The sequence below is a fragment of the Peteryoungia rhizophila genome, assembly GCF_004912145.1.
GTDB lineage: Bacteria > Pseudomonadota > Alphaproteobacteria > Rhizobiales > Rhizobiaceae > Allorhizobium > Allorhizobium rhizophilum.
The window spans coordinates 445,421-460,690 of record NZ_STGT01000005.1 but is presented as its reverse complement, the minus strand read 5'-3'; the positions used below and the strand labels follow the sequence as shown (position 1 = coordinate 460,690).

Genomic DNA, 15,270 nt, shown 5'->3' with positions numbered 1-15,270 from the left:
CATAAGGCCTGCCTGTATTGTCGATACGGGACGCTTTCACTTTCCCGGCACGTCCGGGGTGAAAGCGACCCATAGATGCACAAAGATCACAGGATGTATCGGCTGAGGTCGGTATTGGCGGCGAGATCGCCGACGTGCTGCTGAACATAGGCCGAGTCGATCATCACGGCCGAACCGCCACGATCCGGTGCATGGAAGGATATCTCATCCAAGACCCGCTCCATGACCGTCTGGAGACGGCGGGCTCCGATGTTCTCGACCGTTTCGTTCAGCTGGACTGCGACGTCGGCAAGGGCATCGATCGCATCTTCGGTAAAGTCGAGATCCATCTCTTCGGTGGCCATCAGCGCCTTGTACTGACGGATCAGGCTCGCCTCGGTCTCCGTCAGGATTCGGCGGAAATCCTCCTTGGTCAGCGGCTTCAGCTCGACCCGGATCGGCAGACGACCCTGGAGTTCCGGCAGAAGGTCGGAGGGCTTGGAGACGTGGAACGCTCCCGATGCGATAAAGAGAATATGGTCGGTCTTCACCGGCCCATACTTGGTCGCAACGGTCGTGCCTTCGACGAGTGGCAAGAGGTCGCGCTGCACGCCCTCACGCGATACGCCGGCGCCCATTGCGCCCTCGCGGGCGGCGATCTTGTCGATTTCGTCGAGGAAGACGATGCCGTCATTCTCGACAGACCGCAGTGCTTCCCGCTGGATGACTTCATTGTCGATGAGCTTGTCCGACTCGTCACGGATCAGGTCGCCATAGGATGCCTTGACGGTGGTCCGGACCTTCTTGGTGCGGTTGCCCATGGCCTTACCGAACATTTCCGACAGGTTGAGGATGCCGATATTGGCACCGGGCATGCCGGGGACTTCAAAACCGGGCGAACCGGAGCCGCTGTCGGCGACCTCGATGTCGATTTCCTTGTCGTCTAACTCGCCGCTGCGCAGCTTCTTGCGGAAGCTGTCTCGTGTGGCCGGCGACGCTGTGGCGCCGACCAGGGCGTCAAGCACACGTTCCTCGGCGAGCGCATGAGCCTTGGCCTGCACTTCCTGCCGCTTCTTATCGCGTATGAGCGCGATGCCGATCTCCACCAGATCACGGATGATCTGCTCGACGTCGCGGCCGACGTAGCCGACTTCGGTGAACTTGGTGGCTTCGACCTTGATGAAGGGCGCACCGGCGAGCTTGGCCAGGCGACGGGAAATCTCCGTCTTGCCGACACCGGTCGGGCCGATCATCAGGATGTTCTTCGGCATGACCTCGTCACGGAGATCTTCCGAGAGCTGCTGGCGGCGCCAGCGATTGCGCAAAGCGATCGCGACCGCACGCTTGGCGTCATGCTGGCCGATGATGTGGCGGTCGAGCTCGGAAACGATCTCGCGCGGAGAGAAATTGGTCATTCAGCTTGCTCCTCACGATGCCGCGGAACCGCGCATCGTCGCTTGCGGGGGGACGTTTTCGGCAGCCGTCAGTCGGCGTCGAGGGTTTCGATCACCATATTGTTGTTGGTGTAGACGCAGATCTCGCCGGCGATCGTCAGCGCACGTGTCGCGATATCCTCGGCCGAGCGATCGCTGTCCATCAGGGCGCGGGCAGCAGCATAGGCGAAGTTGCCGCCGGAACCGATGGCGATCGTGCCATGCTCAGGCTCCAGCACGTCACCGTTGCCGGTGATCGCGAGCGTGATTGACTTATCGGCAACGAGCATCATGGCTTCCAGGTTGCGCAGATACTTGTCGGTGCGCCAGTCCTTGGCGAGCTCGACGGCGGCGCGCATCAACTGGCCGGGATATTGCTCGAGCTTCTTTTCGAGACGATCGAGCAGGGTGAAGGCATCGGCAGTTGCGCCGGCGAAGCCTGCGATCACATCGCCGCCCTTGCCGATGCGGCGGACCTTGCGGGCATTGCCCTTCATCACGGTCTGGCCGAGGCTGACCTGGCCGTCACCGGCCATCACCACCTTGCCGTCCTTGCGTACGGTAATAATCGTTGTCATCAGTCACCTGTCACCCGCGCCTGCGGGCCTTGTGGAACGGGCTGTCTGGCCCGGTTTGTCGGTTCCTATGTAAGTGGGCTTTCGACGATTGCAATCTGCGGCAAAAGCTGTCGCCGTGCCTTGCGGCAGCGCAATGTAACTTCTGGATATTTCACCGACCTGCTGATAAGGGAGGGCCGAGATCCCCATGGAGCAGCCAGATGGCAGAGCGTACAGGCGAAGTTTCCCGCAAGACCAACGAAACCTCGGTCTCGGTTTCCGTCCATATCGACGGCACCGGCACGGGCAAGATTTCGACGGGCGTGGGCTTCTTTGACCATATGCTTGACCAGCTCTGCCGCCACTCTCTGATCGACATGGACATCGACGTGAAGGGTGACCTGCATATCGACGATCACCACACTGTCGAGGACACGGGCATCGCGCTCGGTCAAGCGATTTCCAAGGCGCTCGGCGACCGCAAGGGCATCACGCGCTATGCATCGATCGATCTCGCCATGGACGAGACGATGACCAAGGCGGCGATCGACGTCTCCGGCCGTCCGTTCCTGGTCTGGAATGTCGCTTTCAGCGCGTCGAAGATCGGCACCTTCGACACCGAACTGGTGCGTGAATTCTTCCAGGCTTTCGCCCAGAATGCCGGGATCACGCTGCATGTGCTGAACCATTACGGCGCGAACAACCATCATATTGCCGAGACCTGCTTCAAGGCGGTCGCGCGCGCACTTCGGACGGCAACCGAGGTCGATCCGCGGCAGGCAAATCGTATCCCCTCCACCAAGGGCACCCTGGTTTAAGGGGCATCTTCCCCCATGGGGGAAACTGCCACCTTGCTCCGGTTCGGACGTTGAAGCCGAACCGTCGAGCAGAAAGGACTGGACAACATGCGTGTAGCTATCATCGACTACGGCTCGGGCAATTTACGCTCGGCCACCAAGGCCTTTGAACGGGCCGCTCGCGAGGCCGGGCTCGACACCGAGATCGAACTCACTGACAAGGCGGACCGGGTCGCCACCGCCGACCGGATCGTACTTCCGGGTGTTGGTGCCTATGCCGACTGCCGCAAGGGGCTTGATGCCGTTCCCGGCATGCATGATGCGATCGCTGACGTTGTCGAGAAAAAGGGCCGCCCCTTTTTCGGTATCTGCGTCGGCATGCAGCTCATGTCCTCGCGCGGTCTGGAAAAGACGGTGACCGACGGCTTCGGCTGGATCGAGGGCGATGTCGTCGAGATGACGCCGTCGGATCCTTCCCTCAAGATCCCGCAGATCGGCTGGAACACTCTAACGGTCAACCGGCCGCATCCGCTGTTTTCGGGTATTCCGACGGGACCGGACGGGCTGCACGCCTATTTTGTGCATTCCTATCACCTGGCTGCGCGCAAGTCCGCGGACGTGATTGCAACGACCGACTATGGTGGCGCAATGACCGCCTTTGTCGGTCGCGACAACATGGTGGGTGCGCAATTCCATCCCGAGAAGAGCCAGGCACTCGGCCTGAAACTCATCGCCAATTTCCTGACCTGGACGCCCTGAAGGGCACGGATAATCCCATGATCCTTTTTCCCGCCATCGACCTCAAGGACGGCCAGTGCGTTCGCCTCAAGCTGGGCGATATGGACCAGGCCACCGTATACAACCCTGATCCGGCCGCACAGGCGCGCGCCTTTGAAGACCAGGGCTTCGAATGGCTGCATGTCGTCGATCTCAATGGCGCCTTTGCCGGTGAAAGCGTCAATGGCGCGGCCGCCGATGCGATCCTGAAAGCGACGAAGAACCCGGTGCAGCTGGGTGGTGGCATCCGCACGCTCGACCATATCGAGAGCTGGCTGTCGCGCGGGCTGTCGCGTGTCATCCTCGGTACGGTTGCCGTGCGTGATCCGGCTCTCGTAATCGAAGCCTGCGAGCGCTTCCCCGGTAAGGTCGCCGTCGGCATCGACGCCAAGGGCGGCAAGGTTGCTGTCGAAGGCTGGGCGGAAGCCTCCGAACTCGGCGTGATTGAACTCGCCCAGCGTTTCGAAGGCGCTGGAGTCGCTGCGATCATCTATACCGACATCGACCGCGACGGGATCCTCACCGGTATCAACTGGGCCTCGACGCTGGAGCTTGCAGCGGCCGTTTCGATCCCGGTGATAGCGTCGGGCGGTCTCGCCTCGATCGAAGACATCAAGCGCATGCTTGAACCGGATGCGAGGAAGCTCGAAGGTGCGATTTCCGGTCGCGCGCTCTATGATGGGCGCATCGACCCCGCAGAGGCGCTCGCCCTGATCAAGGCCGCGAGAGGCTGAGGACAAGACCATGACACTCAAGGCCCGCGTGATCCCCTGCCTCGACGTCAAGGACGGCCGCGTCGTCAAGGGCGTCAACTTCGTCGACCTGATCGATGCCGGTGATCCGGTCGAGGCTGCCAAGGCCTATGACGCTGCCGGCGCCGATGAGCTCTGCTTCCTCGACATCACCGCATCCTCCGACAACCGCGACACGATCTTCGATGTGGTCGCCCAGACCGCCGATCATTGTTTCATGCCACTGACGGTCGGCGGTGGCGTTCGGGCCGTGGCCGATATCCGCAAGCTGCTGCTCTGCGGCGCCGACAAGGTATCGATCAATTCGGCGGCGGTGAAGAACCCCGATTTCGTGGCGGAAGCCGCCGACAAGTTCGGCAACCAGTGCATCGTCGTCTCCATCGATGCGAAGAAGGTTTCCGCTAACGGTGAAGCGGATCGCTGGGAAATCTTCACCCATGGCGGACGCCAACCGACCGGGATCGATGCCGTTGAATTTGCGATCAAGATGGTCGAGCGTGGCGCCGGCGAACTGCTGGTGACTTCGATGGACCGGGACGGGACGAAGAGCGGTTACGACATCGGCCTCACCCGTACAATCGCCGACAGCGTTCGCGTGCCGGTTATTGCGTCCGGCGGTGTCGGCAATCTCGATGATCTGGTCGCCGGCATTCGTGACGGTCATGCGACCGCAGTGCTCGCTGCCTCGATCTTCCACTTCGGCACCCATTCGATTGCAGAGGCAAAGGCCCACATGGCCGCAGCCGGAATCGCCATGCGTCTCGACTGACGCGGAAAGGCTTGTCATGAGCAGTTTCACCCTCGCCGATCTTGAAGCGATCGTCGCCAGCCGCGCTGAAGCAAGTCCAAGTGAATCCTGGACGGCGAAGCTCGTGGCCGGAGGGCAGGACAAGGCAGCGAAGAAGCTCGGTGAAGAGGCGATCGAAGCCGTTATGGCGGCAGTCAAACAAGACCGCGAGAACCTCGTCTACGAGAGCGCGGACCTCCTTTATCACCTGATGGTCGTATTGAAAATTGCGGACATCCCTTTACAAGCAGTAATGCAGGAACTTGAGCGCCGGACTGCTCAGACAGGCCTGAGCGAGAAGGCCAGTCGGCAGGATCCATGACGATAGCTATGCGGGACTCCGAAACGCCAGACGTCCTCGACCATTTCCAGGCGAACGGCTATTCCCCCTATCACTTCTTCGATTCCGAAGAATGGGCGCATTTCCGCGCCGATACGCCGCTGACCCTGACAGCTGACGAGGTTCACCGGCTTCGCTCGATCGATGACCCGATCGATCTCAATGAAGTCCGGCGGATCTATCTGTCGCTCTCGCGCCTGTTGTCTTCGCATGTGGAATCGTCGCAGCTGTTGTTCGAGCAGCGCAACCGCTTCCTCAGCCTTTCCGACGTCTTCAAGACGCCGTTCGTCATCGGCATTGCCGGATCCGTTGCCGTGGGCAAATCGACGACCGCGCGCGTGCTGAAGGAACTTCTGGCGCGTTGGCCATCCAGCCCGAAGGTCGATCTCGTGACCACCGACGGCTTTCTTTATCCAAATGCGCATCTGGTTAAAAACGGAATCCTCAACCGCAAGGGTTTTCCGGAAAGCTACGACGTCGGCGCGTTGTTGCGCTTTCTGTCGGCGATCAAGGCGGGGCTGCCGAACGTCAAGGCGCCCAGCTATTCGCACCTGACCTATGATGTGCTGCCGAACGAGCACCGCGTGGTCGACCGGCCTGATATCCTGATCTTTGAGGGCATCAACGTCTTGCAGTCGCGCAACCTTCCGGCCGACGGCAAGATCGTGCCGATGGTCTCGGACTTCTTCGATTTTTCGATCTATATCGACGCCGATGAGAACGCGACCCATCGCTGGTATGTCGACCGCTTCATGAAACTGCGGCAGACCGCGTTCCGCGATCCTAACTCCTACTTCCATCGCTATGCGACCATCAGCGAGGACGAGGCCAAGGAGATCGCCGAGGGGCTCTGGACGAATATCAACCTGAAGAATCTGCGGGAAAACATCCTGCCGACCCGGCCACGCGCCGATCTCATCCTGCGCAAGGGTGACAATCATCTCGTCGAGACGGTGGCGCTCAGAAAACTGTAGGCGATCAATCGCCGGCTATGGATTGACCCGGCGAAGCGTCAGGTTGATGCGCCCACCCGATTTCAGAAGTGTCGAGGTTCCGGCATAGATGCGGTCTACCCCGTGGAAGCACAGACGGCCTTCACCGCCGAGGATGAAGAGATCGCCGCTCTCCAGCTTCAAGGATTTCGTCCGGTCAGTGCGCGATAGACCGCCGATGCGGAACAGGCAGGTGTTGCCCAGCGAGATCGAGAGGACCGGGGCGGATAACTCCGTCTCATCGCGGTCCTGATGAAGACCCATCTTGGCGTCGTCGGCATAGAAATTCACGAGACAAGCCTCCGGATCCTCTGAGTATCCCGAGAGCTCCCGCCAGAGATCGAGCAGAAGCTGCGGGATATCGGGCCAGGGTTTGCCGGTTACCGGGTGTGTCTGTTGATAGCGATAGCCTTGCTCTTTGTCCGTGACCCAGCCGAGGGGCCCACAATTTGTCATCCGGACAGACATGGGACGACCGGACCCCGGCATGACCGGCACGTAGAGCGGCGCCTCAGCGACGACACCACGAATAATCTCGACCAGGCCCTCCTGCTCGGCCCGCGACAGACGGCCCGGGAGATAACGAAGACCGGATTGAAGGCTGATCTCGGCTTTCGTTCCAGCCATGCTCAATCCCCCGCCGGCTTGCCGCGCATCTTCTTCACATCCGAACGCCCGGACTTCGCCTTAAGACGCCGTTCGATCGAGCCCTTGGTGGGCTTTGTCTTCTTGCGGGGCGGCGGCGGTGGCTTGGCTGCTTCGAGTAGCAGCTCCTTCAGGCGATCGCGGGCGTCTTCGCGATTGCGGTCCTGACTGCGGAAACGGCTCGCCTCGATCATCAGCACGCCTTCCTTGGAGAGGCGCTTGCCGGCGAGCTTGGCGGCATTCTGCTTCACGCGGTCATTGAGCGCCGGTGATCCGAGCAGATTGAAGAAGAGCTGAACGGCGGTCGAGACCTTGTTGACGTTCTGGCCGCCAGGGCCACCGGCCAGAACGAACTGTTCCGTCAGCTCCCAGCCGGCGATCGTAATGCGGTTGTTGATCTCTAGCGGTTCGCTTGCCATGTCATAGGTCTCTTTTTCGGCTTCCATATCGGCCGCAAAGACTTCAAAGGCAAGCCGGAAGCAAAAGAGGCCCGGCAAACATGCCGGGCCTCTTCATGGTCGTCAAATCAGTACATCACTCGGCCGCGAGGCGAATGCCCGGGGCTGCGTCGCGGACCTTGCCATCGACATGGGCTTCGAACTTGGCGAAGTTGTCGATGAACATGCCAACCAGCTTCTTGGCCTGCGCGTCGTAGGCGACACCGTCCGCCCAGGTAGAGCGTGGGTCGAGGATCTTCGTGTCGACGCCGGCGACCGCAACCGGAACGGCGAAGCCGAAGTTTGCATCTGGACGCATCTCGACCTTCTTCAACTCACCGGTCAGGGCGGCCGTCAGAAGCGCACGCGTCGCCTTGATCGGCATGCGGTTGCCAATCCCATAGGCGCCACCGGTCCAGCCGGTATTGACGAGCCAGCAATCGACCTCGTGGCGTGCGATCAGATCACGCAGAAGGTTGCCGTATTCCGTCGGGTGGCGCGGCATGAAGGGGGCGCCAAAGCAGGTCGAGAAGGTCGCTTCCGGTTCGGTCACGCCCTTTTCCGTGCCGGCCACCTTCGCAGTGTAGCCAGACAGGAAGTGATACATGGCCTGTTCCGGCGTCAGCCTAGCGATCGGCGGCAACACGCCGAAGGCATCTGCCGTCAACATGATGATCGTCTTCGGATGCGGCGCGATACCGGTCTCCGATGCATTCGGGATGAAATGCAGCGGATAGGCGCAGCGCGTGTTTTCCGTCAGCGAACCATCGGCGAAATCGGGCACGCGGTTCTCGTCGAGCACCACGTTTTCGAGAACAGTGCCGAAGCGTTTGGTGGTGGCGAAGATTTCCGGCTCCGCTTCTGCCGAAAGACGGATGGTCTTGGCGTAGCAGCCCCCCTCGAAGTTGAAGATGCCGTTTTCGCCCCAGCCATGCTCGTCATCACCAACCAGTGTGCGCTTGGGGTCGGCCGAGAGCGTGGTCTTGCCGGTGCCGGACAGGCCGAAGAACACAGCCGCATCGCCATCGGGACCGACATTGGCCGAGCAATGCATCGGCATGACGCCCTTCGACGGCAGGAGGTAGTTCAAGACGGTGAAGACAGACTTCTTCATTTCGCCGGCATAGGACGTGCCGCCGATGAGCACGATGCCGTTGGTCAGGTCGCAGGCAATCACAGTCTCTGTGCGGCAGCCGTGGCGTGCCGGATCGGCGCGGAAGCTCGGCAGGTCGATGATCGTCAACTTGGGCAGGAAGCCTTCCAGAGCCGCACGGTCGGGGCGAATCAGCAGGTTGCGGATGAAGAGCGAGTGCCAGGCGAGTTCCGTCACGACGCGCGTCGGCAGAGCGTTGTCCGTGTCGGCCCCTCCGATCAGGTCCTGAACGAATAGGTCCTTGCCCTCGACATGGGCCAGCATGTCCTGATGCAAGACGGCGAAATGCTCCGGCGACATCGGCTTGTTGTTGTCCCACCAGATCTGGTCACCAGTCTTTGCGTCGCGAACGACGAACTTGTCCTTCGCTGAGCGGCCCGTATGCTGACCGGTCAGCGCGCGCAGAGCACCGTCAGCAGTCAGTTCGGCTTCACCGCGACGGACCGCCTCTTCGTAAAGAGCAGCTTCAAGGAAATTGTAGCGAACACTGTCGGCCTTTCCCAAGCCGATTTCCTCGATCCCCGCAGCCGGGTTCCTCACGCCGAATTCCTCCATGGTGCGCTTCCTCTCACATGGGCCAAAACTTTGAATGAGTGAAAACTAAACGGCACAGCCCCGAAAAGCAAGGCGACACCTGAAAAAATATAATGATATCAATTATTTAATCGATTTAAACTGGAAAATGACCTTTTTAAATCGTTTAGTTCCGCTTCCATTCCACTTCGACAGGCGGAGATTAACGAACCGAATTTGCAGTTTGACGGAAATCTGCCCGGCACGCCCCTTCCCCTCTGCCACAATTTGTTCCACCTTTATCCCCATATCGCACTGCCATGGAACCAGAGCTGGCTGGACAGACCAGGAGCAGCGCAACGATGACGGAGACGTATATCATGCAGACGATCGCCCTCGTGGATGACGACCGCAACATTCTGACTTCGGTGTCCATTGCGCTCGAAGCGGAAGGCTACAAGGTCGAAACCTACACCGACGGCGCCTCGGCTCTCGACGGTCTCCTCGCCCGTCCGCCGCAGCTGGCCATCTTCGACATCAAGATGCCGCGCATGGACGGAATGGAACTCTTGCGCCGCCTGCGTCAGAAGTCCGACATTCCGGTGATCTTCCTCACGTCGAAGGACGAAGAGATCGATGAACTCTTCGGCCTGAAGATGGGCGCGGATGACTTCATCACCAAACCTTTCTCGCAGCGGCTGCTCGTCGAGCGCGTGAAAGCGATCCTACGCCGCTCGGCGAGCCGCGAGAGCTTTGCGGCCGGCAACGGACCTGCAAAGGGCAGCCCCGAGCAGCAGGCCCGGACACTTGAGCGTGGCCAGCTCGTGATGGACCAGGAGCGTCACACCTGTACCTGGAAGGGTGATCCGGTGACGCTCACGGTGACGGAGTTCCTGATCCTGCAATCGCTTGCGCAGCGCCCCGGTGTCGTGAAGAGCCGTGACGCGCTGATGGATGCGGCTTATGACGAGCAGGTCTACGTGGACGACCGCACGATCGACAGCCACATCAAGCGGCTGCGCAAGAAGTTCAAGATGGTCGATACCGACTTCGACATGATTGAAACCCTGTACGGCGTGGGCTACCGGTTCCGCGAAGCAGCGTGAGATCTCGTCGACATGGCCCCTACTGACGAAAAGGCGGGCCATGCAGACGGGCGAAAGGCAAAGGTTTGACCCAGCAGGTTGACGAAGGACATATGGAGGAGCCGGAAACCGGCTCCGAACAGCGTCGGCTGTTCACCCATCCCTTCACGCTCATCCGGCGGATCTTCGGCCATGCGCTTTTTTCGAGCCTGACGCGCCGCATCGTCTTCTTCAACCTCGCTGCGCTGATCGTGCTGGTTGCCGGCATCATGTATCTCAATCAGTTTCGCGAGGGGCTGATCGATGCCCGCGTGGAAAGCCTGCTGACCCAGGGCGAGATCATCGCTGCAGCCGTCTCGGCCTCGGCCTCGGTCGATACGAACTCGATCACGATCGACCCCGAAAAACTCCTCGAACTTCAGGCCGGCCAGAGCATCACGCCCGTGCCGAAGGATGAGGATCTGGAATTTCCGATCAATCCCGAGCGTGTTGCGCCCGTTCTGCGGCGCCTGATATCGCCGACGCGGATTCGCGCGCGCCTGTTCGACGCCGATGCCAATCTGCTGCTCGATTCGCGGCATCTCTATTCCCGCGGGCAGGTGCTTCGCTTCGACCTGCCGCCTGTCGACAACGATTCCACCAGCTTTACCGACTGGATCACGCGCCTCTTCAACACCATCCTGCAACCGGGAAACCTGCCTGTTTACCGTGAAGCACCAGGCGGCGACGGTTCGATCTATCCCGAGGTGATGAACGCATTGACCGGTGTACGCGGTGCCGTGGTTCGCGTGACGGACCAGGGTGAACTGATTGTTTCCGTCGCAGTCCCTGTCCAGCGATCGCGTGCGGTTCTCGGCGTGCTGCTTCTGTCGACGCAGGCCGGTGACATCGACAAGATCGTGCATGCCGAGCGTCTGGCCATTTTGCGCGTGTTCGGTGTGGCGACACTCGTCAACATCGTTGTTTCGCTGCTGCTTTCGTCTACCATTGCCAATCCCCTGCGCCGACTGTCGGCCGCCGCCATTCGCGTGCGTCGTGGCGCAAGGGAGCGCGAGGAAATCCCGGATTTTTCCATTCGCCAGGACGAGATCGGCAATCTCTCGATCGCGCTTAGAGAAATGACGACCGCACTTTACGACCGGATTGATGCCATCGAGAGCTTCGCCGCGGATGTCAGCCACGAGCTGAAGAACCCGCTCACCTCGCTGCGTTCCGCCGTCGAAACGCTGCCGCTGGCAAAGACCGACCAATCCCGGCAGCGGTTGATGGATATCATTCAGCACGATGTACGGCGCCTGGACCGCCTGATCAGCGACATCTCGGACGCCTCGCGCCTCGATGCGGAACTCGCCCGCTCGGACGCCAAACCGGTTGATCTGGAGGTTCTGGTCTCCAGCCTTGTCGACATCTCGCGAGAAATCCGCAGCGGCAAGAAAGCGGTGAAGATCGACTATATGATCGACCAAAAGCAGGGGTCGAACCAGAGCTTCATGGTGAATGGCCATGACCTCCGTCTCGGCCAGATCGTCACCAACCTGATCGAAAATGCGCGGTCCTTCGTGCCTGAGGACAGCGGTCGCATCCTCGTCAAACTCTCGCGCAACCGAAGCCGCTGCCTGATCCAGGTAGAGGACAACGGACCCGGCATCCAGGCCGAAGACATCGACCGCATCTTCGAACGCTTCTATACGGACCGGCCCGAGGGCGAGAGTTTCGGACAGAATTCGGGCCTTGGGCTGTCTATCAGCCGGCAGATTGCCGAAGCCCATGGTGGCACGTTAAGAGCCGAGAATGTGATGGATCCCGCAACGGGTCGCATCGTTGGTGCACGCTTCATGCTCTCCCTGCCCGTCGAGACATCGACGTGAACACAACACCCGCCAACATTCATGGCACCGCAATTAGCGTTGACGGCATCGGGCTCTTGTTCCTCGGTCCGTCGGGCAGTGGCAAGTCGAGCCTTGCCTTCGACTGTCTCGCCGAGGCTCGACTGGGACATCAGCCCGGCGCGCTGATCGCGGACGATCGTGTCTTCATCCTTCCAGACCGGAACAGGGTCATCGCCCGCTGCCCTGATGCAATTCGGGGCCTGATAGAGCTCCGATACTCGGGCATCGTCTCAGTCGACCACGTCACTGAAGCAGAAATTCACTTTGCGGTCTTGCCGGTTCCCTCCAACGAAGTGGAACGTCTACCGCCGAATGATGAGCAGGCCGAGATCGCTCCTGGTGTTCGGCTGCCGGCCATCCGGGTGCCTCTCTGGAGCCGATTTCCGCTCAGCCTTATCTTCGCGCGCATTCAAAGTCTGAGAGAGAACGGCTAGGACACACGCTGTTTTGGCTTGCACTTCGCGCTTCGATGGACATGATGGCGTCCCACTGATGGACGAAACGCCAATCTTGAGCTATCTGGCGATAGTTGCGCTAAGGGGCAGTAGAGAATGATCGGACTTGTGCTTGTCACGCATGGCAAGCTGGCTGAAGAGTTTTACCATGCGGTGGAACATGTCGTCGGCCCACAGAAATGTATTGAGACCGTTTCGATCGGCCCCGAAGACGACATGGACCAGCGTCGCCAGGATATTCTTGATGCCGTGCTGCGTGCAGACGATGGTCACGGGGTGATCATCCTGACCGACATGTTCGGAGGCACGCCTTCGAACCTCGCGATTTCCGTCATGAACACAGGTCGGATCGAAGTGATCGCCGGCGTCAATCTACCCATGCTGATCAAGCTCGCCGGTGTTCGCGGCGACAATGACATGGACAGATCCCTCGTCGAAGCCTCCGAGGCCGGACGCAAGTATATCAACGTCGCAAGCCGTGTTCTCAGTGGTAAGTGACGTCATGACTGATCCGATCTCTCGTGATCTTCTGATCATCAACAAGCGCGGCCTGCATGCTCGAGCCTCGGCGAAGTTCGTCCAGATGGTGAGCGGGTTCGATGCGAAGGTCAGTGTATCCAAGGATGGCACGACCGTCGGCGGCACCTCCATCATGGGGCTGATGATGCTCGCCGCAAGCCCCGGCTGCTCGATCTCCGTCTCTGCCTCTGGCAACCAGGCGCAGGATGTGATGAACGCCCTCGCGGCGCTCGTCGCTGATCGCTTCGGTGAAGAGATGTAAAGCATCGCGACATAAAGACATAAAGACTTCTTTATGTCAGATTGCGTTCAAGGCCTTTCCCTGCTAGAAGACAGCCCAAGCCCTGCAGAGACATCTGCGGGAGAGCCAGTTAATCCGTCCGCCATCAGATGCGGATCGGGTCGGATCCAGCCGGAGAATCCCATGAGCAAACATGACTACGTGATCGCAGATATCGGTCTTGCCGATTTCGGCCGCAAGGAAATCAGCATCGCTGAAACCGAAATGCCGGGCCTGATGTCCTGCCGCGAAGAATTCGGCACCAGCAAGCCGCTGAAGGGCGCGCGGATCACCGGCTCGCTCCACATGACCATCCAGACCGCCGTTCTGATCGAGACGCTGGTCGCTCTCGGCGCCGAGGTTCGCTGGGCCTCGTGCAACATCTTCTCGACGCAGGACCATGCCGCTGCAGCAATCGCTGCTGCCGGCATTCCGGTTTTCGCCATCAAGGGCGAATCGCTCACGGATTACTGGGAGTACACCGACAAGATCTTCCAGTGGACCGATGGTGGCGTGTCCAACATGATCCTCGATGACGGTGGCGACGCCACCATGTACATCCTGCTCGGCGCCCGTGCCGAAGCCGGCGAGGACGTTCTATCCAATCCCCAGTCGGAAGAAGAAGAAATTCTGGTTGCGCAGATCAAGAAGCGCCTGGCTGCAACGCCCGGCTGGTTCACCAAGCAGCGCGATGCAATCAAGGGCGTCACCGAAGAAACCACCACCGGTGTTCATCGTCTGTACGAACTCGCCAAGAAGGGCCTCCTCCCCTTCCCGGCGATCAACGTCAACGATAGCGTCACCAAGTCGAAGTTCGACAACAAGTATGGCTGCAAGGAATCGCTGGTCGACGGCATTCGCCGTGGTACCGACGTGATGATGGCCGGCAAGGTCGCCGTCGTCTGCGGCTACGGCGACGTCGGCAAGGGTTCTGCGGCCTCGCTGCGTGGCGCCGGCGCCCGCGTCAAGGTGACGGAAGTCGACCCGATCTGCGCCCTGCAGGCTGCCATGGACGGCTTTGAAGTGGTCACGCTCGAGGACGTCGTTTCCTCGGCCGACATCTTCATCACCACCACCGGCAACAAGGACATAATCCGCATCGAGCACATGCGCGAGATGAAGGACATGGCGATCGTCGGCAACATCGGCCACTTCGACAACGAGATCCAGGTCGCCTCGCTCAAGAACCTGAAGTGGACGAACATCAAGCCGCAGGTCGACATGATCGAGTTCCCCAAGGGCAACCGCATGATCCTGCTCTCGGAAGGCCGCTTGCTGAACCTCGGCAACGCGACGGGCCATCCGTCGTTTGTCATGTCGGCCTCGTTCACCAACCAGGTTCTCGGCCAGATCGAGCTGTTTGCGAAGAACGACGAATACAAGCCGGGCGTCTACGTTCTGCCGAAGCACCTGGACGAAAAGGTCGCCCGTCTGCATCTCGAAAAGCTCGGCGTGAAGCTGACGCAGCTTTCGGACGAGCAGGCAGCCTATATCGGCGTCACGACGCAGGGTCCGTTCAAGTCTCAACACTACCGCTACTAAAATATAGCTGGATAATATCTACATCTAGTAGGCGGCGCCTTGACAAGGGCGCCGCTTTCTTTTTTGGGCTCCGGCCTTCCCGGCCCTATCCATCGAAGGTATTGTTTTAGGACTTGATTCGTGAACTGCACGAGCGGTCCGCGGATACGGATGTCTTGTCGACGATGCGGCACATAATAAGACGGAGACAGACCGAAAATGTCGGTACATCAACGCGCCCCGCGTCAGCGGGATACGGCTATGACGGCCGGTTTTCCAAGCCTATGGCGGCCAACTTCAGACCTGACGACCGGTGTGCTGCGTAGAGTGGCGCAGCGCCCCGCCGTGGCGGGGATGCG

Annotated in this window: 17 protein-coding genes; 12 read left to right on the top strand and 5 right to left on the bottom strand. The window is 60.2% G+C overall.

Annotated features, from left to right (window positions below):
* Positions 1-86 precede the first annotated feature (86 nt).
* Positions 87-1,394, bottom strand: coding sequence for an ATP-dependent protease ATPase subunit HslU (gene hslU, locus E9677_RS21170; RefSeq protein ID WP_136560029.1), 1,308 nt, complete (start codon positions 1,392-1,394; stop codon positions 87-89).
* A gap of 68 nt (positions 1,395-1,462) precedes the next feature.
* Positions 1,463-1,990: an ATP-dependent protease subunit HslV gene (gene hslV, locus E9677_RS21165; protein ID WP_136560028.1), complete on the bottom strand. Its 528-nt coding sequence runs from the start codon at positions 1,988-1,990 to the stop codon at positions 1,463-1,465.
* Between the two features lie 200 nt (positions 1,991-2,190).
* On the opposite strand from hslV, the gene hisB reads away from it, so the two are divergent.
* The 6 genes from hisB to coaA all read left to right on the top strand — a co-directional run bounded on the left by hisB (position 2,191) and on the right by coaA (position 6,396).
* Positions 2,191-2,787 carry an imidazoleglycerol-phosphate dehydratase HisB gene (gene hisB, locus E9677_RS21160; protein WP_136560027.1) on the top strand — a complete coding sequence of 199 codons (597 nt, stop codon included), beginning with the start codon at positions 2,191-2,193 and terminating at the stop codon, positions 2,785-2,787.
* 87 nt (positions 2,788-2,874) lie between these two features.
* Positions 2,875-3,525 carry an imidazole glycerol phosphate synthase subunit HisH gene (gene hisH / locus E9677_RS21155; protein WP_136560026.1) on the top strand — a complete coding sequence of 217 codons (651 nt, stop codon included), beginning with the start codon at positions 2,875-2,877 and terminating at the stop codon, positions 3,523-3,525.
* A 17-nt stretch (positions 3,526-3,542) separates the two neighbouring features.
* Positions 3,543-4,277, top strand: a complete 735-nt coding sequence (hisA, locus tag E9677_RS21150; RefSeq protein WP_136560025.1) for a 1-(5-phosphoribosyl)-5-[(5-phosphoribosylamino)methylideneamino]imidazole-4-carboxamide isomerase — start codon at positions 3,543-3,545, stop codon at positions 4,275-4,277.
* A 10-nt stretch (positions 4,278-4,287) separates the two neighbouring features.
* Positions 4,288-5,064, top strand: a complete 777-nt coding sequence (gene hisF / locus E9677_RS21145; RefSeq protein ID WP_136560024.1) for an imidazole glycerol phosphate synthase subunit HisF — start codon at positions 4,288-4,290, stop codon at positions 5,062-5,064.
* Positions 5,065-5,080: 16 nt separating this feature from the next.
* A complete protein-coding gene (locus tag E9677_RS21140; protein WP_136560023.1) occupies positions 5,081-5,404 on the top strand; it encodes a phosphoribosyl-ATP diphosphatase in 324 nt (107 codons plus the stop codon).
* A complete protein-coding gene (gene coaA, locus E9677_RS21135; RefSeq protein WP_136560022.1) occupies positions 5,401-6,396 on the top strand; it encodes a type I pantothenate kinase in 996 nt (331 codons plus the stop codon). Before E9677_RS21140 ends, coaA begins: the two co-directional genes overlap by 4 nt.
* A gap of 15 nt (positions 6,397-6,411) precedes the next feature.
* Here the strand turns inward: coaA and E9677_RS21130 are convergent, their stop codons facing one another.
* From E9677_RS21130 to E9677_RS21120, 3 genes are all read right to left on the bottom strand, one after another.
* Complete coding sequence (locus tag E9677_RS21130; protein ID WP_136560021.1) at positions 6,412-7,041, bottom strand: alpha-ketoglutarate-dependent dioxygenase AlkB family protein; 630 nt, start codon at positions 7,039-7,041, stop codon at positions 6,412-6,414.
* A 2-nt stretch (positions 7,042-7,043) separates the two neighbouring features.
* Positions 7,044-7,478: an alternative ribosome rescue aminoacyl-tRNA hydrolase ArfB gene (arfB, locus tag E9677_RS21125; RefSeq protein ID WP_102021295.1), complete on the bottom strand. Its 435-nt coding sequence runs from the start codon at positions 7,476-7,478 to the stop codon at positions 7,044-7,046.
* 115 nt (positions 7,479-7,593) lie between these two features.
* Positions 7,594-9,204 (bottom strand): phosphoenolpyruvate carboxykinase, encoded by a 1,611-nt coding sequence (locus E9677_RS21120; RefSeq protein ID WP_136560020.1) that lies wholly within the window; start codon positions 9,202-9,204, stop codon positions 7,594-7,596.
* Between the two features lie 338 nt (positions 9,205-9,542).
* On the opposite strand from E9677_RS21120, the gene E9677_RS21115 reads away from it, so the two are divergent.
* From E9677_RS21115 to ahcY, 6 genes are all read left to right on the top strand, one after another.
* Positions 9,543-10,268: a response regulator transcription factor gene (locus E9677_RS21115; RefSeq protein ID WP_006724182.1), complete on the top strand. Its 726-nt coding sequence runs from the start codon at positions 9,543-9,545 to the stop codon at positions 10,266-10,268.
* Between the two features lie 65 nt (positions 10,269-10,333).
* Positions 10,334-12,115 carry a sensor histidine kinase gene (locus E9677_RS21110; RefSeq protein ID WP_136560018.1) on the top strand — a complete coding sequence of 594 codons (1,782 nt, stop codon included), beginning with the start codon at positions 10,334-10,336 and terminating at the stop codon, positions 12,113-12,115.
* Positions 12,112-12,570: an HPr kinase/phosphorylase gene (locus E9677_RS21105; protein WP_136560017.1), complete on the top strand. Its 459-nt coding sequence runs from the start codon at positions 12,112-12,114 to the stop codon at positions 12,568-12,570. Before E9677_RS21110 ends, E9677_RS21105 begins: the two co-directional genes overlap by 4 nt.
* A gap of 117 nt (positions 12,571-12,687) precedes the next feature.
* Positions 12,688-13,089 carry a PTS sugar transporter subunit IIA gene (locus E9677_RS21100; RefSeq protein WP_136560016.1) on the top strand — a complete coding sequence of 134 codons (402 nt, stop codon included), beginning with the start codon at positions 12,688-12,690 and terminating at the stop codon, positions 13,087-13,089.
* 4 nt (positions 13,090-13,093) lie between these two features.
* The gene (locus E9677_RS21095; protein ID WP_136560015.1) at positions 13,094-13,372 is read left to right on the top strand and encodes an HPr family phosphocarrier protein; all 279 of its coding nucleotides are present in this window, start codon (positions 13,094-13,096) and stop codon (positions 13,370-13,372) included.
* 162 nt (positions 13,373-13,534) lie between these two features.
* On the top strand, positions 13,535-14,932 hold the full coding sequence (gene ahcY / locus E9677_RS21090; protein ID WP_136560014.1) for an adenosylhomocysteinase: 1,398 nt from the start codon (positions 13,535-13,537) through the stop codon (positions 14,930-14,932).
* Positions 14,933-15,270: the final 338 nt, after the last annotated feature.

What these genes read in the sequence shown, in the direction of transcription:
- hisA (WP_136560025.1), top strand. Translation starts at nt 3,543, where the DNA reads ATGATCCTTTTTCCCGCCATCGACCTCAAGGACGGCCAGTGCGTTCGC.
- coaA (WP_136560022.1), top strand. Translation starts at nt 5,401, where the DNA reads ATGACGATAGCTATGCGGGACTCCGAAACGCCAGACGTCCTCGACCAT.
- hslU (WP_136560029.1), bottom strand. Translation starts at nt 1,394, where the DNA reads ATGACCAATTTCTCTCCGCGCGAGATCGTTTCCGAGCTCGACCGCCAC.
- E9677_RS21130 (WP_136560021.1), bottom strand. Translation starts at nt 7,041, where the DNA reads ATGGCTGGAACGAAAGCCGAGATCAGCCTTCAATCCGGTCTTCGTTAT.
- arfB (WP_102021295.1), bottom strand. Translation starts at nt 7,478, where the DNA reads ATGGCAAGCGAACCGCTAGAGATCAACAACCGCATTACGATCGCCGGC.
- E9677_RS21115 (WP_006724182.1), top strand. Translation starts at nt 9,543, where the DNA reads ATGCAGACGATCGCCCTCGTGGATGACGACCGCAACATTCTGACTTCG.
- ahcY (WP_136560014.1), top strand. Translation starts at nt 13,535, where the DNA reads ATGAGCAAACATGACTACGTGATCGCAGATATCGGTCTTGCCGATTTC.
- hisH (WP_136560026.1), top strand. Translation starts at nt 2,875, where the DNA reads ATGCGTGTAGCTATCATCGACTACGGCTCGGGCAATTTACGCTCGGCC.
- E9677_RS21120 (WP_136560020.1), bottom strand. Translation starts at nt 9,204, where the DNA reads ATGGAGGAATTCGGCGTGAGGAACCCGGCTGCGGGGATCGAGGAAATC.
- hslV (WP_136560028.1), bottom strand. Translation starts at nt 1,990, where the DNA reads ATGACAACGATTATTACCGTACGCAAGGACGGCAAGGTGGTGATGGCC.
- hisF (WP_136560024.1), top strand. Translation starts at nt 4,288, where the DNA reads ATGACACTCAAGGCCCGCGTGATCCCCTGCCTCGACGTCAAGGACGGC.
- E9677_RS21100 (WP_136560016.1), top strand. Translation starts at nt 12,688, where the DNA reads ATGATCGGACTTGTGCTTGTCACGCATGGCAAGCTGGCTGAAGAGTTT.
- E9677_RS21140 (WP_136560023.1), top strand. Translation starts at nt 5,081, where the DNA reads ATGAGCAGTTTCACCCTCGCCGATCTTGAAGCGATCGTCGCCAGCCGC.
- E9677_RS21095 (WP_136560015.1), top strand. Translation starts at nt 13,094, where the DNA reads ATGACTGATCCGATCTCTCGTGATCTTCTGATCATCAACAAGCGCGGC.
- hisB (WP_136560027.1), top strand. Translation starts at nt 2,191, where the DNA reads ATGGCAGAGCGTACAGGCGAAGTTTCCCGCAAGACCAACGAAACCTCG.